The organism is Paenibacillus sp. PastF-3 (genome assembly GCF_029893135.1).
GTDB classification, from domain to species: Bacteria; Bacillota; Bacilli; order Paenibacillales; family Paenibacillaceae; genus Paenibacillus_AQ; species Paenibacillus_AQ nitricinens.
Genome location: NZ_JARXWM010000006.1, coordinates 279,670 through 303,680 on the forward strand (window position 1 = coordinate 279,670; position 24,011 = coordinate 303,680).

General features: G+C 47.4%; 19 protein-coding genes. 4 read left to right on the plus strand and 15 right to left on the minus strand.

Features of this window, described 5'->3' with window-relative positions:
* The first annotated feature begins 61 nt into the window (after positions 1-61).
* Entirely contained in the window at positions 62-538 is a 477-nt protein-coding gene (locus M2444_RS14665; RefSeq protein ID WP_280787318.1) for a GNAT family N-acetyltransferase, read from the plus strand.
* 333 nt (positions 539-871) lie between these two features.
* Here the strand turns inward: M2444_RS14665 and M2444_RS14670 are convergent, their stop codons facing one another.
* Genes M2444_RS14670 through M2444_RS14685 form a run of 4 tightly spaced genes read right to left on the minus strand, consistent with a single transcriptional unit; the run spans position 872 to position 5,279 of the window.
* Complete coding sequence (locus tag M2444_RS14670) at positions 872-1,123, minus strand: hypothetical protein (RefSeq protein WP_094877297.1); 252 nt, start codon at positions 1,121-1,123, stop codon at positions 872-874.
* Positions 1,123-2,550, minus strand: a complete 1,428-nt coding sequence (gene hydA / locus M2444_RS14675) for a dihydropyrimidinase (RefSeq protein ID WP_280787319.1) — start codon at positions 2,548-2,550, stop codon at positions 1,123-1,125. The genes M2444_RS14670 and hydA overlap by 1 nt, the downstream gene beginning before the upstream one ends.
* A gap of 2 nt (positions 2,551-2,552) precedes the next feature.
* Positions 2,553-3,842, minus strand: coding sequence for an NAD-dependent dihydropyrimidine dehydrogenase subunit PreA (gene preA / locus M2444_RS14680; RefSeq protein WP_094877295.1), 1,290 nt, complete (start codon positions 3,840-3,842; stop codon positions 2,553-2,555).
* Positions 3,843-3,887: 45 nt separating this feature from the next.
* Positions 3,888-5,279, minus strand: a complete 1,392-nt coding sequence (locus M2444_RS14685) for an NAD(P)-dependent oxidoreductase (RefSeq protein WP_280787320.1) — start codon at positions 5,277-5,279, stop codon at positions 3,888-3,890.
* Positions 5,280-5,557: 278 nt separating this feature from the next.
* On the opposite strand from M2444_RS14685, the gene M2444_RS14690 reads away from it, so the two are divergent.
* Entirely contained in the window at positions 5,558-7,285 is a 1,728-nt protein-coding gene (locus M2444_RS14690; RefSeq protein ID WP_280787321.1) for a PucR family transcriptional regulator, read from the plus strand.
* Here M2444_RS14690 and M2444_RS14695 read toward each other — a convergent pair.
* The 6 genes from M2444_RS14695 to M2444_RS14720 form a co-directional block, all read right to left on the minus strand.
* Positions 7,251-8,618, minus strand: a complete 1,368-nt coding sequence (locus M2444_RS14695) for an aspartate aminotransferase family protein (RefSeq protein ID WP_094868326.1) — start codon at positions 8,616-8,618, stop codon at positions 7,251-7,253. The genes M2444_RS14690 and M2444_RS14695 overlap by 35 nt on opposite strands.
* A gap of 32 nt (positions 8,619-8,650) precedes the next feature.
* The gene (locus M2444_RS14700; protein WP_280787322.1) at positions 8,651-10,114 is read right to left on the minus strand and encodes a CoA-acylating methylmalonate-semialdehyde dehydrogenase; all 1,464 of its coding nucleotides are present in this window, start codon (positions 10,112-10,114) and stop codon (positions 8,651-8,653) included.
* A gap of 104 nt (positions 10,115-10,218) precedes the next feature.
* A complete protein-coding gene (locus M2444_RS14705; RefSeq protein ID WP_280787323.1) occupies positions 10,219-11,319 on the minus strand; it encodes an ABC transporter substrate-binding protein in 1,101 nt (366 codons plus the stop codon).
* 240 nt (positions 11,320-11,559) lie between these two features.
* Positions 11,560-12,417, minus strand: a complete 858-nt coding sequence (locus M2444_RS14710) for an ABC transporter permease (protein WP_280787324.1) — start codon at positions 12,415-12,417, stop codon at positions 11,560-11,562.
* A complete protein-coding gene (locus tag M2444_RS14715) occupies positions 12,417-13,229 on the minus strand; it encodes an ABC transporter permease (RefSeq protein ID WP_094868330.1) in 813 nt (270 codons plus the stop codon). Before M2444_RS14715 ends, M2444_RS14710 begins: the two co-directional genes overlap by 1 nt.
* 2 nt (positions 13,230-13,231) lie before the next feature.
* Entirely contained in the window at positions 13,232-14,014 is a 783-nt protein-coding gene (locus M2444_RS14720) for an ABC transporter ATP-binding protein (RefSeq protein WP_094877289.1), read from the minus strand.
* 282 nt (positions 14,015-14,296) lie between these two features.
* Here M2444_RS14720 and M2444_RS14725 point away from each other — a divergent pair, with 282 nt between their 5' ends.
* Together M2444_RS14725 and M2444_RS14730 are read left to right on the plus strand one after the other, a co-directional pair.
* Positions 14,297-15,889: a histidine kinase N-terminal 7TM domain-containing diguanylate cyclase gene (locus M2444_RS14725; RefSeq protein ID WP_280787325.1), complete on the plus strand. Its 1,593-nt coding sequence runs from the start codon at positions 14,297-14,299 to the stop codon at positions 15,887-15,889.
* A gap of 138 nt (positions 15,890-16,027) precedes the next feature.
* Positions 16,028-17,500, plus strand: coding sequence for an alpha-amylase (locus M2444_RS14730; protein ID WP_094868333.1), 1,473 nt, complete (start codon positions 16,028-16,030; stop codon positions 17,498-17,500).
* Positions 17,501-17,557: 57 nt separating this feature from the next.
* Here M2444_RS14730 and mprF read toward each other — a convergent pair whose 3' ends face one another.
* From mprF to M2444_RS14755, 5 genes are all read right to left on the minus strand, one after another.
* Positions 17,558-20,218 (minus strand): bifunctional lysylphosphatidylglycerol flippase/synthetase MprF, encoded by a 2,661-nt coding sequence (gene mprF, locus M2444_RS14735; RefSeq protein WP_280787326.1) that lies wholly within the window; start codon positions 20,216-20,218, stop codon positions 17,558-17,560.
* Between the two features lie 367 nt (positions 20,219-20,585).
* Positions 20,586-20,936 carry a FlxA-like family protein gene (locus M2444_RS14740; RefSeq protein WP_094868335.1) on the minus strand — a complete coding sequence of 117 codons (351 nt, stop codon included), beginning with the start codon at positions 20,934-20,936 and terminating at the stop codon, positions 20,586-20,588.
* A 110-nt stretch (positions 20,937-21,046) separates the two neighbouring features.
* A complete protein-coding gene (locus M2444_RS14745; RefSeq protein ID WP_280787327.1) occupies positions 21,047-22,270 on the minus strand; it encodes a multidrug effflux MFS transporter in 1,224 nt (407 codons plus the stop codon).
* Between the two features lie 163 nt (positions 22,271-22,433).
* A complete protein-coding gene (locus tag M2444_RS14750; RefSeq protein WP_094868336.1) occupies positions 22,434-23,054 on the minus strand; it encodes an alpha/beta hydrolase in 621 nt (206 codons plus the stop codon).
* Positions 23,051-24,001 (minus strand): ring-cleaving dioxygenase, encoded by a 951-nt coding sequence (locus M2444_RS14755; RefSeq protein WP_094868337.1) that lies wholly within the window; start codon positions 23,999-24,001, stop codon positions 23,051-23,053. Before M2444_RS14755 ends, M2444_RS14750 begins: the two co-directional genes overlap by 4 nt.
* Positions 24,002-24,011: the final 10 nt, after the last annotated feature.

Here is a 24,011-nt window from a genome sequence, read left to right on the forward strand (position 1 = left end):
CAGCGAGTAAATCGTCAGTTACCATAGATAAAAAGTACATATGAGACAGGGGCGTATGGTTATGATCATCCATTCAGAAGCCTTGGTTTTACAACGTACCACTGTGCAGGATTTAGCGTTCGTTCTAGCCATTGAACAAAGCGAAATAAACCGCGTCTATATCGGTCAATGGAATAAAGAAGATCTTACAGTTTGGGACAGTTCAGGAAAAAGAGTCGGTTATATCATCATTACAGGACTTCAAGACACTCATCTTACCGTTTGTATTAAAAGAATCGTCATCCATTCCAAGGGGTTTGGGTATGGTAAGCTGTCGCTTTGTCTCGTGACCGACTGGATCTTTCGCCACACTGAATCACATCGCCTATGGTTAGATGTTAGAGACCACAACCACAGAGCACGCCATGTCTATGAAAGCTGTGGCTTTACACTGGAAGGTACTCTACGTGACTGTATAAAAGTAGGGGAACACTTTGAATCTCTGCATATCATGTCCATATTACGGCATGAGTATATGGAGCATGAACAGAAGCTGTAAATTAGATAAAGGAGTAGATATAGGGAAAGTCTCCCTATATCTAGGTCTTACAAGAGATAAAAACCAATATAAAGGGAATAGCTCCCTTTTATTTACCGGAATCGTTCAATATCAGGGATATCATAGTGATTTATAGGGAGGTATTCCCTTTAATATCTATTTCATAACCGTAATCGGCTAAATATACGGAGATTTTCCCTATAATCGTCCTCCCAGAGCAATTACGCAAAATAACGTCACATTTCAGCACCCGCTTTACAAGGACACAATAAAAAGCCGAGCACCAAGCTCCCTAATCCAGAAGCTTACTACTCGGTTTTCAACTCATACACCTCAAACCTCTCCACTGTAACAACCGGTCTGCTCACCTGCCTCCATCTGCCCTGCAACCACAAGAGTGGTCACGTACTTACGGGCATCCGCTGTCAGCAACAATAACTCTATTGTGCTTTTGGCAGGTTCTCCTCTAACAAACTTTATTCGGGCACCGTCCAAGTCCTCTTGGATACTGGCAATGGTATATCCTTTAAAGAGCAGCCCGTCGATCTCTTGCTGTTCTTTGGCATATTCCGCATAAGCAGACACTAGACTACACCTCCGCTAATTTCTGCCTTGGACGGAAGGGGAGCCTCCGCTGCAAAACGCTTGCGTTTTAAATATTTTCCCGAGCCCGCCTTGCCAACAAATTGCTTGTCGCGAATCACAAACTCACCTCTACTGAGGACAGAAACGGGCTCTCCCTTTACTTCAAAGCCTTCAAACGCATTATAATCGACGTTCATATGATGCGTGTCCGCAGAGAGTGTTCGTTCTACAGCTGGATCAAAAATAACCAAGTCAGCGTCGCTGCCTACTGCTACTGTGCCTTTTTGCGGGTACAATCCAAACAGCTTGGCACTGGAGGTCGAAATAATATCCACGAATTTATTTAACGAGATCCGCCCCTTCTGCACACCTTCCGAATAAAGAATCGTAAACCGATCCTCGATGGTCGGTCCACCGTTCGGGATTTTGGAGAAGTCGCCAAGTCCCAGATCCTTTTGCCCTTTGAAATCAAAGGAGCACTGATCCGAGCCAATCGTCTGCAAGCTGCCGCTCCACAGCGCATCCCATAACACATCCTGATTCCACTGCTCACGCAGCGGCGGAGACCATACGTATTTGGCACCTTCGAAATTTGGCTTCTCTAGCGCCGTCTGATCCAGAACTAAATACTGCGGACAAGTCTCGCCGTAAACACGCAGTCCTTTTTTACGTGCTTCAGCAATCTTCCAAGTAGCTTCTGCACAGGTCACATGTACAACATACAGCTGTGAATCCGTCAGCTCGGTCAAATAAGCCGCACGCCCCGTAGCTTCACCCTCCAGCTCTGGCGGACGAGTCAGCGCATGAAAGATCGGATCGGTGTTGCCTGCAGCCAAAGCCTGCTCCACCAAATATTCAATGACATCCCCATTCTCCGCATGCACCATTACGAGCGCGCCTTCTTTTTTCGCGGCTTGCAGTGTCTTAAAAAGTGTACCGTCATCCGCCTGAAAAGTGTTCTTATAGGCCATAAATACCTTAAGTGAGGTAATGCCTTCATTCTCAATAATTTCCGGAAGCTCGCCCAGTACTTTATCGTTTAATTCTGAGACCATCAGGTGGAAGCTGTAATCAATCACCGCTTTATCCTGCGACTTATGATGCCATGTATCTACGGCTTGCTGTAGCGGTTGTCCTTTGGTGGTTAAGCAAAAATCAATGACTGTGGTCGTTCCGCCATATGCAGCCGCAATGGTTCCCGTCTCGAAATCATCGGCTGTAACTGTGCCGCCAAAAGGCATATCCAGATGCGTATGAGGATCGATGCCTCCAGGAAAAACATAACACCCAGAGGCATCTATAATCTCCGCACCCGGGACCTCTAGATGAAGGCCAATCGCTGTAATAACCCCGTTTTCAATCGCCACATCGCCTGTATACGTATCTGCTGCGGTAACGATGATGCCATTTTTAATAATCTTCTTCATCCTTATCCCACCTCCACTTCTGAATAAGAGCCATTTAAGCTACCGATCACCTTCTGACGCTCATTCCAAGTCAGAGGGGCAACCCCAGTGTCGACTGGAACCATATCGATCGCGCCGTCTGCTGGACAGACAATAGAACAAAGATTACAACCTACACAGTCCTCCTCACGAACCTGTAAAATAGCTTTCCCATCTGCATTAGTTAACATATCAATACATTGATGTGAAGCATCTTCGCAAGCAATATGGCATTTATTGCAGTTGATACAGTTCTCCTCATGAATGCGGGCAACGACCTTATAGTTGAGATCCAGATCGCCCCAATTGGAGTATCGGGATACCGATTTGCCGATTAGTTCAGTTACGGAAGCCAGCCCTTTGTCATCCAAATAGTTATTCAGCCCATCGATCATTTCCTCCACAATCCGGAAGCCATGATGCATGACCGCGGTACATACTTGAATGCCCGTAGCGCCCATAAGCATGAACTCCACAACATCCTGCCAGGTAGAAATTCCTCCAATGCCGGAGATTGGAATACCTACTCCCCGGTCACGAGCACACTCAGCCACCATGCTAAGCGCAATAGGCTTCACAGCCGGGCCGCAATAACCGCCATGAGCGCCCTGACCCCCAACATTCGGAATCGTATTCCAGCTATGAATATCTACGCCTGCAAGACTGTTGATAGTGTTGATCATACTAATCGCATCCGCTCCACCCTTAACGGCATGACGGGCAACGACGGTGATATCGGTAATGTTGGGTGTCAGTTTTACTATCACCGGGGTGGTCGCCACTTCTTTTACCCAAGTGGTCTGCGCCTGCACCAGATCTGGTTGCTGCCCCGAAGCAGCGCCCATTCCCCGCTCAGCCATACCATGCGGACAGCCAAAGTTAAGCTCTAGGCCATCTACGCCCACATCTTCTACCCGCTTAACAATCTCATGCCATTTATACTGTGAAGGTTCTACCATCAGGGAGGCGATAATCGCATGATTCGGGAATCTTTTCTTCGTTTCGTAGATTTCCTTCAGATTGACCTCAAGCGGACGGTCGGTGATCAATTCGATATTGTTAAAGCCCGCAACCCGCTGCCCATTGAAGTTCACTGCCGCAAACCGCGATGAAGTATTAATAATCGGATCACCGAGCGTCTTCCACACCGCCCCGCCCCATCCTGCTTCAAAGGCCCGCTGCACTTGATAGCCTGTATTCGTAGGCGGCGCGGAAGCCAGCCAGAATGGATTCGGTGATTTGATTCCTGCGAGATCAATACTTAAATCTGCCATTGATGTTCCCTCCCTGTCTTATAAAATCCAATTTAATTCCTAAGCTCAGCCCACAGATCTAACGGCAGGCTCCTGCAGGCCTGAGAACTGTTTTACAATTGCATAGGCTGCGTCTTTTCCCTGCTGGGCTGCTGATACTACCATGGCCTCCCCTTTGCCTGAACCAAATATGATATCGCCAGCAGCATAAATTTGCGGATCAGAGGTTCTACAGGTGGCCTCATCCACCCTCACAACCCCGCGATCATGCGCAAGACCTAAAGAATCGATCAGATCTAGGCGACGCTTTTGACCAATAGCTATTACAACCGCATCTACCGGAATCAAGAACTCCGAACCCTCTATCGGCATAGGCACTGGGCGTCCATCCTTGCCCGGCTCCTCTGTCAGCTTCATCTGCACACATTCCAGTGCGGTTACATTCCCAAGCTCATCACCCACGATACGCTTCGGCAAAGTAAGCCAGTTAAACTCCACACCCTCCTGCTTCGCAAATTCATATTCAAAATCGTAAGCCGTCATCTCTTCGCGGGTCCGCCTATAGATCATTTTTACATTTGTGGCTCCCAGACGCACTGAGCATGTAGCCGCATCAATAGCTGTATTGCCCGCACCAATAACTGCGACCCGCTGGCCCATCAGCTCTAGCAGAGGAATGGCGGTCTTTGTGGATTCCACGAGGGCAATGGCATCATAGACGCCAGCCAATTTTTCACCTTCAATTCCTAACGGAGGTACATAACCCATGCCTGCTGCCAAGACGATGGCATCATAGCCCGATTTCAACTCTTCTACAGAGACATCTGCTCCGACTTTTACACCTGTACGTATTTCCACACCCAGCTTCTCTACCTGCTCTACTTCCCAAAGAGAGATTGACTGTGGAAGCCGAAACGACACAATCCCATGTGTATCCAGTCCACCAGCCAGTTCCTTGGCTTCGTAAATTACAACAGCAAAGCCCTCACGGGCAAGCTCCCTAGCCGCAGACAACCCCGCAGGACCGCCGCCGATTACAGCTACCTTTTTCCCATTAGGAATGCCTGCTTTAAATAATTGAACTCCGCTGTTCATCGCCCAATCTGTCGCATAACGCTGTAACAATCCGATTTGGATCGGCGCCGAGGCACCATTTAACACACAAGCTCCTTCGCATAGTTCATCTGTAGGACAAACGCGGGCACAGCTGGCACCCACAGGATTGGAATCCATAATCGTCTGTGCCGAGCCTTTCAAATTGTCAGTCGCAATCCGTTTGATAAAGGAGGGGATATTAATGCTGGTCGGACAAGCTTTTATACAAGGGGCATCGTAGCAATATAGACAGCGATTAGCCTCATCCATAGCACCCTTATAGGTCAGAGGCGGCTCAGCCTCGGCAAAGTTACGCATGAACATCTCTGGTGTAAATGCTGTTAACGGAGAAGAATGCTCCATCACTAGTTCCTCCTTATGGATAATTCTCATCTTTATGTTATATAACATAACATATTTTCCATTTTATTCTGAATATTTTGCTTACATCTTCGGATTATTGTAGTAATATAAGCATTAATAGAAATTATCTCTCAACGTCCTGCCTGATAAGGTTATATATACTGACATTCTTTAATCAAACTATAGTCATTTCGAATTTTCGTTGCATTAGACACTTTGTCTAATTTCAAAACTGTATTTTTTACATGTGAGAATAGGCTGAGAATAACAGGACGTTAATGGCTGGGTTGAGTACAGACGATCGAGGGGGAATAACTATGGATTGGGAGCTTGTATTAACCATTCGCGATGCTCTAACAAGACCACTATTCGCAGAGGCCGAAGTCATCGGCGGCAAAAGCGGCTTGAGCCGTGCCATTCGCTGGGTCCATGTACTGGAAAGTGCCATTTTCGATACACTTATTCACGGGGAAGAAATGATTCTGACTACGGGGATTGGCGCAAGCGTCGATCTGCCCGCCTCCTTGGAATTCATGCAGAACCTAATCGATAAAAATGCAGCTTGTTTGTGTATTGAGTTAGGTACGTATTTCAGCACCATCCCACAAGAGATGATCGACTTAGCTAACGCAAATGACTTCCCGCTGATCATCTTCACCCGCACGGTTCGCTTCGTGGATATCACCCTAGACCTTCATTCCATCATCATCAATCGGCATCACCGGATGCTGCAAGAACTCGAAAGCATCTCGCGTGAATTTCACCGCCTAACTTTAACCTCACAAGGAACCTTGAAGGTACTACAATTATTGTGTAAAAGCACACGCACACAAATTATCTATATGCAGCTGCAGGGTAAGCCATTGTTCTTCCCCGCACTTTCGCCGGAGGAGCAAACACCCCTGCTGAATTTCTTCACCGCTTTCGGCGACGAAATGGAAGGTGTTCAGCCTGACGCTGCGCCATATATCCGAGAATATGGACAAAAGACTATTGCAATAAAACCTGTAGGCGCATTGGATCAGACCTGGGCTTATATCTTGATGGTCTGCAATCATAAGCCACAAGAATTCGATTGTCTGCTGCTGGACTCCGCCTCACTGTCCATCGCTCAGGAGCTGCTGCGCACCCGTTATATGGAGGAACGCAAGCTTTTTTCAGAGAATCTTTGGGTCGACGAGCTGATCAACGGTCGCATGGAGGATGACAACCGCTTAAAAGGTCTGATTGGTTCCAATTTCAACGTGGTCAACGAACTCCCTTACCGTGTATGCCTTATAGAAATCAAGAACCCCAGAGACGTAAAATGGAACAGCTCGGAGAACGAATGGGAATCTATCACCTTCCATCTTTCGCTCATCCTGCGTTCCATCTTCGAGAAATATTCCCTACGTCCGCTGATCACACTCAAGAACAATCGCCTCACCGTCATCGCACTCGACATTCAATCAAAAATGCCCGGCAAAATGCGGCTTCAGCAAGCACTCGAGGCCCTTCAGCATATCCGCTCTGATGAGAAGCTCAAAGATTTGCAGCTGGTTATCGGAGTCAGTAAATCGCATAAGCGTCTAAAACGGGCCAATTCTGGTTATCAAGAAGCCCTGCAAGCCTTATCGTTATACTCTTGTTATCAGAAGTCACTGCTGTTTTACGATGAGCTTGGCGTTTTTCAATTACTACTTAGCTTAAATGACGGGAAAACGTTGCAGAACTTCATTCGCAGCTATCTTGGTCCATTAATCGACCACGATCAAACTAAGGGCTCCGAGCTGCTTCTCACACTGCGAGTCTACCTTGACCATGATGGTTCTAAACAGATTGCCGCGCGAAATTTGTTCATCGTTAGACAGTCACTGTATTATCGTCTGGACAAAATAACAGAACTGCTGGGCGAAGACTTCATGCAGCCGGAGAACCGGATCTCCATTCAGGTTGCCCTGCGTGCCTACCAATTCCTATACCCGGACAAAATCACTTTGCCCAGCCCCCGCTCAGTACAGATTTAAACGTATTAATAATAAACTCTATATCTTCATCTGTGGAGGATAAGGGCGGAGCGAAGGTAAGCACATTGTTGAACCCAGCTACCGTATCGCCATTCTTGCCGATAATAAGTCCTTTGGATTTGCATTCAGCAATAATGCCTTTCACAATACTCAGATCAACCGGTTTCTTACTGGCCTTGTCTTCAACCAGCTCAATCCCTGTCACCAAGCCAAAGCTGCGGACATCACCTACAAGCTTGTGATCCAGTAACTCGGTGAATGCAGTGTTCAGTCTTTTGCCCAAAAGCTCTGCACGTTCCACCAGCTTCTCCTGCTCGATAATTTCCAGATTGCGTAACGCTAGTGCACACGAAGCTGGATTACCACCAAACGTGTTCACATGACGGAAATGACCGTAATCATCACTATTGTCCTTAAATACCTCATAGATATCCTTACGAACAGCTGTGGCGGACAGGGGAAGATAAGCACTGGTCAATCCTTTAGCCATTGTCACGATGTCCGGCTTCACATGATAGTTGTGATGACCAAACTTACGTCCAGAGCGTCCAAATCCACAAATCACCTCATCTATAATAAGCAGCACGCCGTGTTTGCGGCAGATTTCCTGCACCCGATTCAGATAGACTTGATGCGGCACGATGACGCCACCGCCCGTAATCACAGGTTCCATAATCACCGCAGCTACCGTCTCTACGCCTTCCCAAAGGATCATATCCTCTATTGACTGTGCACATTGGAGGTTGAATTCTTCCACAGAAATCCCTGCCGGGCGGCGATAGCTGTCCGGGGGAGCTACATGCAGAAACCCACCCGTCAGCGGTTCATACTTATATTTGCGCTGAGCCTGACCCGTCGCAGATAACGCACCAAGCGTGCTGCCGTGATATCCACGGTAACGGGCAATAAATTTATGGCGATAATGCTGGCCGATTTGCTGCTGGTACTGGCGGGCTATTTTAAACGCAGCTTCGTTGGCCTCTGACCCACTGTTGGAAAAGAAAATCACGTATTCGTCTCCAAGCCACTCATTCAGCTTCTCCGCCAGCGCAATAGCCGGGAGGTGACTTTGCGTCAGCGGAAAATAAGGCAACGTCAGCAATTGGTTGTAGGCTGCTTCCGCCAGCTCCTTGCGGCCGTATCCCACGTTTACACACCATAACCCAGACATTCCATCCAAAAAGCGATTACCCTGTATATCCGTAATCCACGATCCACTTGCCGAGGCGGCAATCATAGGCGGATTTTTTTCACTGTAAGGCGTAATGTTGTGCCATAAATATTGCTGATCCTTCTTCAACGCAAGCTCGCTATCATTCCCAAGACGCTGCATAAGTTTTTCTCCTCTCTAGTAGCTCAGTTTCTCTAATAGCGGGCCGTGATCATCTTTTTACGTGTATAGAATTCCACCCCATCTCGCCCATTGGCATGCAGATCTCCATAGAATGATTTCTTATAACCCGAGAAGGGAAAAAAGGCCATGGGTGCAGGCACGCCCAGATTCACACCCAGCATCCCTGCATCAATTTCTTCCCGGAATTCACGGATCGCCTTTGCGCTATCTGTATAAATACACGCCCCATTCGCGAATGGGGACTGATTCGTTACCGCAATCGCTTCACTCAGACTTTTCACACGAATCACAGACAATACTGGCGCAAAAATTTCATCCTTCCAGATGGTCATTCCCGGCTGTACATAATCAAAGATCGTCGGCCCGATAAAATAACCCACACCGCCCGCAGCCGGATCTTTCCGTCCGTCTCTCACAAGCTCGGCTTGTTCAGCCTTTCCAGTCTCAATGTAATCGAGCGTACGCTCCTTATTCGACTGACGGATGACCGGACCCAGAAATACCCCGTCAGCGGCACCATTACCAATCTTAAGCTCATCCGCACCAGCTATCAGGCGATCAACTAGCTCGTCAGCGATGGCCTCATGGACTACCACAACCGAGCAAGCCATACACCGCTCACCCGCAGAGCCAAAGGCCGCCGCAATAATATTTTTCACCGCATTGTCCAGTTCCGCGTCAGGCAGAACAATGGAATGATTCTTAGCTCCTGCTAAAGCCTGCACCCGCTTGCCCTGCGCCGTCCCTGTCTTGTATACATATTCCGCGACCGGCTGCGAGCCCACGAACGAAATCGCCTTCACTTCCTCATGTTCCAGCAGCCCGTTCACCACCTCATGTGCTCCATGAACAACATTCAGCACACCTGGCGGAAAACCCGCTTCGGCAAATAGCTCAGCCAACCGATTAACGAGCAGTGGCGTACGCTCAGAAGGCTTCAGCACAAAGGAATTCCCACAAGCAATGGCGAGTGGAAACATCCAGCAAGGGACCATCATCGGAAAATTAAACGGGGCAATCCCCCCAATAACCCCCAACGGATAACGGTACATCCCGGATTCAATTCCGGTAGCGATATCAGGAAGCTGGCTGCCCATCATTAATGTGGGGATGCCTGCGGCAAATTCCACACACTCAATACCGCGCTGCACCTCCCCCTGCGCCTCTTCCAGACTCTTCCCATTCTCCAGCGTAATCAGCTCAGCCAGCTCATGCCAATGCTCTACCAGCAGCTGTTGATATTGAAAGAAATAACGTGCGCGACGGGGCACGGCGACTCTTTTCCACAATTGAAATGCTACAGCAGCCGCATCGACCGCCCTACCCAATTCTTCTTTGCTTGATAGGGGCACGTAGGCAATTACTTCACCAGTCGCCGGATTATATACCTCTTCTTCCTGCCCAGATGACGACGCTACCCAAGCGCCATTCACATAATTCTTAACCTTTCCGACTTGTGTCACTAGGAGAGACATAACTCGCACCTCTTTCTCTATTTCAGATGCACAGATAGACTGCTGATTATAATAGATGACCGCCAGAACGGGCGGTCATCTATTATAACTATAATTTCGACTTCTTACTTTGCCGCCATTTCTACGATTTCGTTCGTGTAAGCTGCATCTACCTTAGCCGGTTCTTTAATAACACCGAACTTTTGCGAAATATCAGCCGTTTGCTGGAACGCTGCTGCATCGGTGAATCCCATTTTGGCACTATCAAAGCCCTCAGGCAGAATCAGCTTGGCAACCTCGGTCATCATCGTTAGTTGATGCTCTTTAGTCGTACTGCCATCTTCCGCTTGCTTCATTACACTGTCCACCGCAGCCGCTGGATCGGCAATGGCGTCTTTCCAGCCCTTCAAAGAAGCGCGAACAAACTTGGCCGCAGTCTGCTTGTTCTCTGCAAGCCATTCCTTATTGGCAAACAGGTTATCCTCCAGCATCGCTACACCTTCTGTATTCATATCGATCACATTCAGATCCTCTGCCTTGATGCCCGACTCAAGTACAACTTGATATTCGTTATAAGTCATCGCCGAAGCCGCATCAATCTGATCCCCTAAGAACTGATCCATCGTAAAACCTTGCTTCGTAAAGCTTAGATCCTTATTCGGATCGAATTTATATTTATCAAACAGGGCTAATAGCTCAAACTCATTGCCACCCATCCAGTTCCCAACCTTTTTACCTTTTAGATCGGCTGCGGAATTGATGCCTGCCGATTTTTTGGAGACTAGGACCAATCCGCTCTTTTGATAGATTTGCGCGATTTGCACCAGCGGCATACCCTCTTCCAGACTCGGCAGTAGACTGGCTACCCAACCAACACCAATATCCGCAGAACCACCTGCCACTTGCTGTTCTGGAACAATATCCGGCCCACCCGGCAAAATCTCTACATTTAGTCCCTCTTCCTTGTAATAACCTTTATCCTGCGCCACAAAATACCCGGCGAATTGCGCCTGCGGCACCCATTTCAGCTGCAGCTTCACAGTTACCGGATCAGCCGCTGGTTCAGCCGCAGCACTTGCCTCAGGAGCTGCTGAAGTTTCAGGAGCAGTCGTAGCTTCAGCTGCCGGGTTATTATTATTGCCCCCGCAACCCGCCATTAAAGAAACACTCAACATCATCACGATCGCCAACAAACCACCACGAAATTTGTGTTTTTTGCCGTTCATCAATGAAACTCCCCCTACCGTAATTTAAGTTTGTACCAAGCATAAACGCCTTCCGCGTCCTTATAAGGACGATAAGCGCTTAAGCGAGAAATATAAGGAATGATGTATAGTGTGAAACTTATAGATCCTTATATTGTAAGACAGCACAGTATGGACAATCATCGTGGTACGCGCTATGCAGACAGCCGCGGGCGGTTTCTCTATTCCATTCCCACATCACTGGATGTAATGATCATTAGGTTAACGCTGCGAAGGATGCCACTTGATGAATACTTTCTCCAGTCGCTCAACCACCAGGTAGAAAAGTACACCTGCAATGGCAGCCAGAACAATGCAGGACCAGCCTAGCGGCATTTTGGCGACCTTTATGGAATTGGAGAGCAGATACCCAAGCCCTTTGGAGGAGAAAAAGAATTCCCCAACAATGGCCCCGATCATGCTGGCAGTGGCGTTAATCTTCAGCGCCGTAAATATATAAGGCAGACTGCTCTGAATCCGCAAATAACGAAATACTGCCGGCTTACCCGCCGCGTAGGAATGCATCAGATCCAAAGCCAATGGATCGATCGCCGCCATGCCTTTATAGGCATTGATCGCCATTGCTGCCATCGTAGTCGCCGTTACTATGGCAATTCGCGAGCCTATTCCATCCCCGAACCACAGATTCATAATGGGCGCGAGGGCGACGATGGGCACAGCATTTAGAGCAGCAACCAGCGTTAAGCTTCCGCTACCCCAACGCGGCCACGCAGTAGCGGCTAATGCAATCAGAAATCCAATTGCAGAACCAACCAACATTCCTAACACAGCCTCAGTAAGGGTGTATCCGGTATAGGACAACAACAAGCTGAAATTATCTCTCATGGTCGCAGCAATGGCTGTAGGCAGCGGCAGCTGATATTTTTTCAAATCAAAGATCTTATGAAAAAATTGAAATTCCCATAGGGCAAGGAACAACACACCCGCTAACATAGGCAGTAATACCCTTGTGTTAAAGATTCTCTTCAGCATTCGTGAACCGCCCCAACGCGCTGGTTCAGCCGTTTCATTACTTACAGGGCCAATAAACGGGATCTCCCGAACAGAGTTGGTCTCCATTAGCCACCGCCTCCTTTCGGACGATATTCAGGCTGCCACGGTGCTACCAGACGTTCGATTAGACTAATCAACCAATAGCTCGCAATTCCCAACAAAGCGCCAACAATCACCGTAGACCAGAACATATAGGTATGAGAGCTGCCATAGTAGAGATTGCGCAGCATGATTACACCAATCCCGTGCTGTGCACCCATCAGCTCTACCAGAATAGCACCAGTGACAGCAAGCGGAGCAGCTATTTTAAGTCCCCCGAACAAACCAGGCAGAGCTGCTGGAAATCTCAGTTTCCAATAGACTGCCCACGGCTTCGCTGCGTAAGAATGCATTAATTCAAGCGCTGAAGGATCTACACTTCGCAAACCGCGTAGCATGTTCAATGCCACCGGGAAAAAGGTGATATAGCCCGAAATAATAATCCGTGAGGTCTGTTCATCGCGCACAATCCCATAGATGATTGGCGCCAGCCCTAGAATCGGAATCATTTGTGAGGCAATCGCATAAGGAAAGGTTAACTGCTCTATTGTCTTCGATAAGCTCATCAGCACTGCTAATGAGGCACCAGCCACAGCCCCAATCAGGAAACCAACACCCGCATTGCCGAAGGTCGCGGCTCCTTCCTTCAAGAGTGTGCCTCCATACTGCCACAAGGTGGCTAACACCTCATGCACATAAGGCAGTTTGGACTGTGCTAGCGGCGTCTCCACCACATGGAGCAGCATCCAGGAGGTTCCTTCCCAGAGCAGCAGCAGACCCACAATCCAGACAAACAACGGCAGCAGGCGACCTCGTATGAAGATACTGCCCCCTCTCATCCTCACACCCCTTCGAAGCTGTCGCGAATATTTGCGATCAGTTCGAAAAACGCTGGGCTGTTTCTCATTTCCGCCGTTCGTGGACGTGGCAGAGGAATATCAACCACAGCGGACAAGCGACCTGGATGCGGGGAAAGAACAAACACCCGGTCAGAAAGGAATATAGATTCAGGAATACTATGCGTTACAAAGACAATGGTGTTCTGCACCTTACTCCAGACGGACAGCAGCTCTTCATTTAGACGCTCACGCGTAAATTCATCCAGCGCAGAGAACGGCTCATCCATCAGCAGAATTTCCGGCTCCATCGACAACGCCCTGGCAATCGCCACACGTTGCTGCATCCCTCCACTTAGCTGCCATGGATATTTATCTGCAAAGCTCTGCAGCCCCACTAGATCAAGCAGCTCCATCGCCTTTTCCTCTCGGATCGACTTCTTGACGCCCATCAGTTCCAGTGGCAAGGTAATGTTATGCTTCACCTTCCGCCAGTCATACAGCACTGGACTTTGAAAAACAATGCCATATTTCTGGGCCAGCCTTGCTTCTCTGGCACTTTTTCCAGCGACTACAATATTCCCGCCCGTTGGCACGATGAGATCTGCCATCAGTCTCAAAAGCGTTGTTTTGCCACATCCTGAAGGTCCGAGCAGTGAGACGAACTCCCCCTTGGCAATATCAAGACTCACCTGATGCAGCGCAAGCACTTCTGCAGCTTCTGTACGATAGCGCATTTCAACATTTTCCAGCTGAATTTCCGGAATATTGGTCGCGAGTAATGACATCCTCAGCCCCCCTTATCAAAATAAGCTCTGCATTTAATGTTAGTTAATCTAACTCATAATTGAGTGAATTGAGTTAATTCTTCTGTCGTGTAGTATTAACTAACATGTTACACCCTGCTCGCTACACTCTCATTAGACAATTAGTAAAATAGCTCCTGTGAATTTGCGTCATTTTGTCTATGAGACATTTTTCGAGTTGCGAATCAGAACTTATTTTTTTATATCCGTAAATATGTGGTAATATTTATCCAATATCTCTCCTTAGTAGGTGACAATAGACCCATGGGATCTGTAATTTCGAATTATATTGTTATTGTTGCTATATCAGGTGTGCTGAGCGTACTACTAGCCCTTTTCGCCTATTATAAAAAAACCGATTTCTTAGGCATCAGAGCTTTTGTTATAAGTTCCTTTGCATCTGCTATTTACACCTTCGGTTTTGCTTTAGAGCTATCAGGAAAAACACTGGAGGAAATCAGTCTCTGGATTAAGCTAGAGTATCTGGGGATGCCCTTTATTGCACCGGCAAGCCTAATTATGGTGATACATTTCGTTGGGCTGGAGGGTTTGTTTAAAAAAGGCATGCGGGTGGCATTATTTATCATTCCGTTCATTTCAACACTGTTGGTATGGACTAACGATTATCATCATCTCTTCTATAAATCCATTTATTTACGAGACAATACCCCGTCCCCACTTGTTGATGTAGTGATGGGACCTTGGTATATTGTTCACGGCAGCTTTACTTTTGGCTGTCTGCTGGCAGCCATTTGCCTTATGATCTGGCAGTGGAACCGAATGAAGCGAGTATACCGCAGGCAAATCATTACGATCATCATCGGACTAAGCCTTCCCACCCTTGGCTCATTTTTATATCTAATGGGCTTAACGCCTTACGGTATGGACCCGGTCCCCATCATTATGAGCTTGACTTCATGCCTATATATTTGGGCTATTTTATCCCGGGGAATGTTAACTGCCGCACCTATTGCTCGTGAGAATCTGTTCGAAAGCATGCGAGAAGGCGTGCTTGTCACCGACCGTTCGGACATGCTAGTCGATTACAATCGTGCAGCTGCGGATATGATAGAGGGGCTGAACTCCTCATCGATTGGCAGACCCTTAGCGCAGCTGTTTCTTAACGCAGGCAAAGACGCCTTGTCCTATGTAATGGATGCCGAGCCGCTGTTGTGCGAAGAACGGGAAGTGGCTTGGAACAAAGCTGGTGAAATCTGTTATTATCAAATCCGCTCCTCTCCGGTACAAAAACAAGGGGGAAACATCGCGGGCCAGATGATTATGCTGATCGACGTGACTGAACAAATACTGCTTCGGGACAAACTGCGTCAATTGGCTACGATGGACAGCTTAACGGGGATATATAACCGCACCTATTTTTTGGAGCTCAGTCGAGCGCTGCTTACACAGTCCGCCAGCCTGCGCAGTTCATTCTCCATGATTTTACTGGATGTAGACTTCTTCAAGAGCATTAATGACCGCTACGGGCATCAATATGGAGATCAAGCTCTCCAGCATATTGTTCAGGTGTGCAGCAGACATCTACGAGAAGGAGATCTCTTCGGTCGTTATGGCGGCGAGGAATTCGTGATCTGTCTACCAGATACGTCGTTGAAGCAAGCTGCAAGGCTCTGTGAAACTATCCGTGCCGATATTGAACAAAGCATCTTGTACACGCTTATCGGGCCCATTAACGTGACCGCCAGCTTCGGAGTAGTAGAAGCCCTAAGTCTTGAAGCCACTCTAGAAGAGCTGCTCTCAGAGGCTGATCATGCCCTGTACAGTTCGAAAAGAAACGGACGAAACGCTGTTCACCTCTCCCAGAGGTCAGAAATCACCCTTTTCAAACCTATATAAATGCATTCTTGTCCCTAATAGCGCATTCCTCAACCGTCCTAATTTTTCATAGTCTGTTTTTAGGTTTAATAGGAGTTATCTGAAAATTTAATCAGAGTGTAGGAAAAATTCGCTTTATGGATATGGGAGGCGCAAGAAATAATGAGGAACCATACAATGATGCAATTTTTTGAATGGCATGTTGCTGCGGACGGCAAACACTGGGATCGCTTAAAAGAAACAGCTCCCGCGCTAAAGGCCGTAGGCATTGATTCTGTTTGGGTACCTCCTGCGACAAAGGCCGTCTCCGCTGACGATACAGGCTATGGCGTGTATGATCTATACGATCTGGGCGAATATGACCAAAAAGGTACGGTACGCACCAAATATGGCACCAAGCAAGCACTGATCGACGCCATTTCGGAATGTCAAAAAAATGGTATAGCGGTGTACGTTGATTTGGTCATGAATCATAAGGCAGGCGCGGATGAAAAGGAAATCTTTCAGGTTATCGAGGTCGACCCTAATGACCGGATGAAAGAAATCTCCAAGCCTTTCGAGATTGAGGGCTGGACTAAGTTCACTTTCCCCGGCCGCGGGAATGAACACTCTTCCTTTAAGTGGAATCACAATCATTTCAACGGCACTGACTTTGATGCTAAATCGGGGCGAACAGGAGTATTTCGTATCGTAGGCGAGAACAAAACATGGAACCAGAATGTGGACGACGAGTTCGGCAACTACGATTATCTAATGTTTGCAAATATTGATTACAGTCATCCAGAGGTCAAAAAGGAAATGATCCAATGGGGAAAATGGCTGGTGGACACGCTCCACTGCAGCGGCTTTCGCTTAGATGCCATCAAGCATATTAACCATGAGTTTGTAAAAGAATTCGCGGTAGAAATGTTTAATAAATGTGAGAAGGATTTCTATATCGTGGGTGAGTTTTGGAATTCGGATTTAGAATCCTGCCGACAATTTCTAAATACCGTGGATTATAAGATCGACCTCTTCGATGTCTCCCTTCACTACAAGCTGCATTCAGCTTCCTTGGGGGGTAGAAACTTTGATTTAACTAAAATCCTCGACGACACACTGGTGCAGACCCATCCTACCAATGCTGTAACGTTCGTTGATAATCATGATTCTCAACCCCATGAAGCTCTGGAATCTTGGGTAGATGATTGGTTTAAGCAAAGTGCTTATGCACTTATCCTACTGCGACGCGATGGATATCCGGTTGTATTTTATGGCGATTATTATGGAATTGAAGGTCCTACACCTGTACCGGGTAAAAAAGATGCCATTGATCCGCTATTATACACCCGCTATCACAAGGCTTATGGTGAACAGAAGGATTATTTCGATCATCCCAACACGATTGGCTGGACGCGGCTCGGCGTGAAAGACATCGAGCGCTCCGGTTGTGCGGTTGTGATTAGTAACGGTGAGAACGGCCAAAAAAGAATGTTCGTAGGGGAAAAACGCGCTGGTGAAGCATGGGTGGATTTCACCCATAATCACAAGGCGACTATAACGATTGAAAAAGATGGCTGGGCGACCTTCCCGGTCAACGGCGGCAGCGTATCTGTTTGGGCGCTACCCGATGCAGGGACTGACAAAAAGTAATTATGTTGTATATAAATAGGGTGCTCATCGCCATTTTTCAGCGATGAACACCCTATTTTAGTTGTTGTTTGGAGTATTTTCTGGATGACGGGATACTAGCCTTACCAGATCCAGTGTAAGGATGGGCAACGTTACGGAAGCTGGATAGGCCAAGTAACGCGGCTCCCACTCCGGGCTGAACTTTTCTTTATAGCGACGCAGTCCGGCAAAGCCGTACCAGTGTCCACCTCTTTTAAACACGAGATGAGCCAGTTTTTCCTCTCGTAGTGCTCCGGCATTCTGACCCACACTGGATAGTGGAGCATTGCCAAGATTAAAGCGGTGATACCCCTCCGACTTCGCCCATTCCAGCAAACGAATGAATAAATAATCCATCGTACCATTCGGTGCGCCCTTTCGATGGCGCATTAAATCAATAGACAGGGTCTCTCCCCGGTCATACCCCGGTGCAATCGAAGCAAAAGCCAGTACCATCCCTTCGCTGTTCCGCAGAATCGCAATGGGCGCTAGCTGTAGATAATCTTCCTTGAACCATCCCAGCGAATATCCTTTTTCGACTCGCCTGCTCAACCATTCATCCGAAACCGACCGCAGCTCTCGCAGTGAATTTTCAGCATGTGGTGCAGCTGCAATTTCAAAAACATAACCTTCCCGTTCAAAACGATTGCTTACACTGCGCAAATCACTATTCTTTTTGCCACTTAGCGTAAAGGTATTGAGCGTTACCAATGCCTCTTCACCCAGCTTGAAGAAGCGATAGCCCTGCTCATGATAGATGGATAAGAAGGCAGGCGTAGCTTGATAGAAAACGACAACCAGCCCAAATTTATCCGCAGCTTGTCTGAATTCATTGATAGCTTCGTTCATTAAGCTTTTCTCACCTAGCGGATCACCTAGGACAACGAGCTTGTCTCTGACTCTGGAAAACGCGAGAAGCACTTTGTCATTCTGCGCCCAGAAGAAGCTTTTATCCCCTAAAAACAGCATATGAGTCAAGGCATTGCCTTGAACGCCCTCTAAAAAGCGCTTCAGCTTGGCTATATCAAAAGCACCGAAAAGCTCCTCCGCCTTATGATGCGGCCGAAGGGTTACCAGCATAGTGAGAATGATCCAGGAGAAGGCTAGCCCTCCGATTGCCGTAAAGGCGACATGACTATGCCGCTGAAGCCATTCAGGCTGCACTCCGGGAGGCAGATGCTTCAGAAATCCACGATGTACATAACTGCCCATCAAATAATAAGTAAGCGCGATGACAGACGTTAGGGCAAACCACCAGATCGTGCTCTGTTTACTGACTTGGGCACTGATTCGATAAAACCGAGATCTGGATACCCACAGGATGAGAGCTACCAGAAGCAGAAAAAGTGCCTCTTCATAATCAAACCCCTTAGCCACAGCAAACACCGATCCAGTGAACAGAAGTATGCTAGTCCATACATATGCACTATGCACTCGCAACGTAATCCCCCGTGACAATATAATTAGCATGAAACCAATAAGTACAGACAGATGATGCGACAATTGCATCACTGGAAAGGACAATATCTCCTCCGTAATCTTCAACCTATACAACAACCCCGGCGTTGCAGTAGATAACAAGAGAATCAGACCGCTTGCTAATACTAACTTACCGAGAGCCCACACCCCTAGATCGCTCAGAAAGGAATACTGACCCGGCCACCCCCAAATCTTTTGCCATAGATTAAGAGAGGGTTCGAACCCTGGAGCTGAACGATCTAGACCCTTTTTTCCTTGCAAACCAATTTCCAGTGCAGCCAGCACCAATCCAATCAACCAAGGAATGACATAATAAAACAATCTAAAGATAACAAGTACCGCCATCGCCTTATCGCTCTGGTATCCAAGCTGTGTAAGTCCAAGCAAGGCGATAAGATCAAATGCACCGATACCGCCGGGGGCCATGCTCAATATGCCTGCAATGGCGGCAATCGTAAACACACCAAAGATAGCTATGAAATGGACCTCGTCCAAAAGATGGCTGCTGATGGTCCAGAAAGTCACGCCTGCAAAGCTCCATTCCAAAAAGGAAGCACCCACAGAAGCCACGACTGTAAACCATGGTGTTCTGCCTTCTCCACGGTTAATCCACTTTGCATAAAGTGCTGAGCGCTGTACAAACACAAATATCGGCAAATAAAGCGCCATCCCCCATACTGCGAATACGAGCCAGCGATGTTCTTCCAGCAAAGCCGTTGCCGGGAGTAAGCCAAAGATATTAGCCCATGAAAGCAAGGATAACCCAGTAATCATAAGTGGGGATAGAAATACGATGGCCGGGGTTAGCACAGAGGTTGGCACTCCACTTTTTTTATACAGCAGCGTCCTTAAACCCACTCCAGCCAGACCCGCAAAGCCAATCAAATTATTAAATGTATTAGCAATCCATGCATACCGAAACGTACTCCATAGCCCTACTTTTAAACGGAAATGTGCCCGAATCAAATAGTCATAGGCACTCATTACAGCTACTGCGAGAAGGGCAAAGCCGACCATTTGAAAAATAGCGGACGTGGGCACGCGCCTAAGTTCACGCATAATAAGCCCTAAATGAACCTGCTTCAGCTCATGTTGCCCCTCCCAGTATACGAACGCAATAATAGCGACTGGAAAAAGAGCTCTGACCGCCCTGATCCGATAGATAGATAGGATTAGCCTTACAATTTTGAATCTTTCTAATGTCTGTTGCTTAGAATGCATGAGCCCACCTGCCTTTACCGCTGACACATGTTGTGCTAGACAATTTTTACAACTAATTCATTATAGCAATACTTGGAATAGAAGACCCGTGATAATCAACACCTAATCCATTAGACTGCCAACAGTGCCTTTACCCCTGCAATAATTAAAGAATTTATGGGAAAAGTGGAGTAATCATAATAAATATATTACGAAGATGGACAGGTTATTATGACGGAACTTTACTTAAGGGTGCTTTGTCAGTATTGGCAAACAATGCGTTAAAAGAACATGTAAATTAAAGTTTAAACCTAAAAATACATAACAAAAAGGACATCCCTCACGGCAAAGGATGCCCTTTTTATTATGTAATGCGGTTTACAATAGGTTATACACGGATATCAAATCTGCCTTTGCTATCCGTTGTTGCGGTAGCTATCTCTTGCGGACTTGCTGCAGCAGGCTTATTGTTCGCAGGTTTGGCAGGTGCCTCAACAACACTGTTAGCGGAGGAAGCACTGCTCTGAGACTTCTGCGAGATTTGTGCCTCGATGGTCTTAATCTGTTGTTCAATTTGCTTCGTTTTCGTTTCCTTGGTCTTGTCATCGTCTGCGCTGGTATTAATCTTGTCCAGTTCAGCTTCTAGCTTCGCTTTTTGTTTCTCAAGCGTACTGGTATCTGTAGTGCTAGATGTCGAGGTAGTATACGATGTGGAACCTGAGACTGCTGATATACTCATGGTTATCCCTCCCTTCCTTACCTCCAATATAATCCTTTTGCAAGTAAGGAACGTTAAGACCCGCTGAAAGTTTGCTGAAAATACTACTTGCTGGTTGTAAGGATGGGCTGCTAGGCGCTTGCTTTTCCTCGTCTAATGAGCAGCATATAAGAAAGAATCGAGAGAAGTCCGGTCCCTGCTATCACAATCGCCATCGGAAGTGCTGATTCAACTCCCCCAAGACCAACAAGTGGCGCCACACAGCTACCTAGCAGCAGGGGAATTAATCCGATTAACGCTGAGGCACTGCCTGCCGCTTCACCTTGATCCTGCATCGCCAATGAGAAGCTGGTCGCACCGACGATCCCCACACTGGAGACAACTGCAAATAAACAGATCAGAATAGGGATCAGCCCTCCTCCTACCAGAATCGTCAGCAGTAGTAAGAGGCCTCCCGTCATACAGAGCAATAGTCCGCTAAGTAGCAATTTAGTCTCACTTACCTTGCCAGCAAGTCTGCCGGCAATTTGGCCTGTAATAATAATTCCAATCCCATTCACAGCAAAGATCAGACTGTATACCTGCGGTGTAACCGCAAAAATATTTTGCAATACAAAAGAAGAACCTGAGATATAAGCAAACATGGATGCCGTAACAAAACCTTGCGACAAGGCATAGCCCATAAACTTACGATTGCCAAGCAATACCCGGAAGGTAAGCAGTGTCCCCTTCAGTCCACTCTTAGAGCGTCGCTCCTTCGGCAGTGTCTCTGGCAAGCGCAATAAAATGGTTAGGCAAAAAATAATTCCGGCAGCAAATAAAACTAAGAATATCCCCTGCCATGTAGTTACTCTTAACAGTTGGCCCCCAATAACCGGAGCCAAAATCGGTCCGAGACCATTCACAATCATCAATAGTGAGAAGAACTTCGTGAGTTCAGAGCCACTATATAAATCACGAACAGCCGCTCTAGAGACAACCACGCCTACTGAACCAGCAAGCCCCTGAATAAACCGTAAAGCAACCAGCAGTCCAATCGACGGACTAAAAGCACACAGCACTGATGATATGGCATAGATGAACATTCCTATAAGCAGCGGACGGCGACGGCCATACACATCACTCAGCGGTCCAGCGACCAACTGTCCTGAAGCTAGTCCAAGCAAAAAGAAGGTCAGACTAAGCTGTACTAAAGCAGCAGTCGTACCGAAATCCGCGACAAGCGTAGGCAGTGCAGGCAAATACATATCAATCGACAACGGGCCGATCGTTGTAATGGAACCGAGAATCACAGCCAGCTGTAATCTCTGCTTCCGTGAGGGTCCACCTGCGGCAAGCTTATTACCATTTTGCATTCCAATCATAATCCTTACTTCAACCTTTCTAAAGCAACCCATAGGCCTTTTTTTGTATTCTTCATACTAACGTAAAGGAAGTGAATTGATCAATCCTTTTATGGAGGGCTGCTAGCGCCTGTGTAACAAAAATAACCGCCTTCCGGCGGTTATTCTGATTGTTTTATGCATTTGTAGATGTGCTGCGCATTTGCAACCAATCTCTAGCGGCTTCAGCCTCAGCAACACTCAGGCGATGACCTTGGTTGCCCCAGTGTGTTGTCACCTCTGCGCCTGCCTTCTGTAAAATAATCTCCAAATCCTCAGTCTCCGAAGAAGCGATAAGCGGATCATTTGTACCTGCTCCAATGAAGATAGACACCCCTTCAAGAGAAGGAAGCTCTACATTCCGCAGCGGCACCATCGGATGCAGTAGAATTGCGGCGCGGAAAACCTCCTTATAGTGGAACAGCAAGCTGCCGGCAATGTTTGCACCGTTAGAGTAACCCACGGCTACCAGATTGTTGGCATCAAATCCGTACTGCGCTGCGGCATCGTCCAGAAACTGCTTAATCTCGTGAGTACGGAAGATTAGATCGGCTTCATCGAACACCCCTTCAGCCAGCCGCCGGAAGAACCTCGGCATACCATTCTCTAGAACATTCCCTCTGATACCCAGAACTGATGAATCTGGAGATAATAACCCCGCAAGCGGTAGTAAATCTTGCTCATTGCCCCCCGTACCGTGGAATAATACAAGCGTGGGCTTCGTTATATCCTTACCTTTATGAAATACATGAATCATCCCTGCTTCACCTCAATTTCTCTTATTTGAATAGGACTTAAATTTTCTTCGATAGCCGTACGATGCGGTTCATACCAAGAAGGCAGCATCAGTTTCTCGCCCAGAGCATCCGGTGCCTCATCTCGAGCAAAGCCTGGAGGGTCTGTAGCAATCTCGAAGAGGATCCCCCCTCTTTCACGGAAATAGATCGCATTGAAGTATTGGCGGTCTTGAACCGGTGTTGGATGATGTCCATGGCTCTGTACATGTTGCCCCCATTCCAGCTGCTCAGCATCATCTTTTGCACGCCATGCAATATGGTGAACCGTACCTGTACCTCCTGCACCTAGCGGGATTGGCGTTGTCTTCAGATCAATAATATTACCCAAATCGCCAGTGGTTCTGTAACGACTATATCCGTCTCCATCCGCGATATGCTCCATTCCCATCGTATGGACAAGCGTCTCTGCCGTTTGCAGCGGATTGTTGCTGTAGAGCACAGCGCCACCGAACCCTTTGATCGCATGCTCGGTAGGAACCCCTCCGAAAGACCACTTACTAAGCGCTCCTTCCTCACGTTCCACAAGGTCAATACGTAAACCGTCATAATCAGTGAAGGATAGATAGGTTTCCGAGATTCTATTGCTGAGGGTGACCGAAATTTGATATGCAGCAAGACGTTGTTTCCAGAATGCCAATGAGCCCACAGGTATTGCATAAGTGGTTACACCGACCTGTCCAGCGCCGATTCTACCTTTACGCCCCATGGAAGATGGAAAGAATGTAATTATCGTCCCCGGTGCACCCTGTTCGTTCCCAAAATATAAATGATAAACTTCCGGAGCGTCAAAATTAATCGTTTTCTTCACCAGCCGTAGTCCTAGAATACCGGCGTAAAAATCAACATTACGCTGAGCATCGCCAACAAAAGCTGTAATATGGTGGATTCCTGCAGTTTGAAGTGTCATTATTATAAAC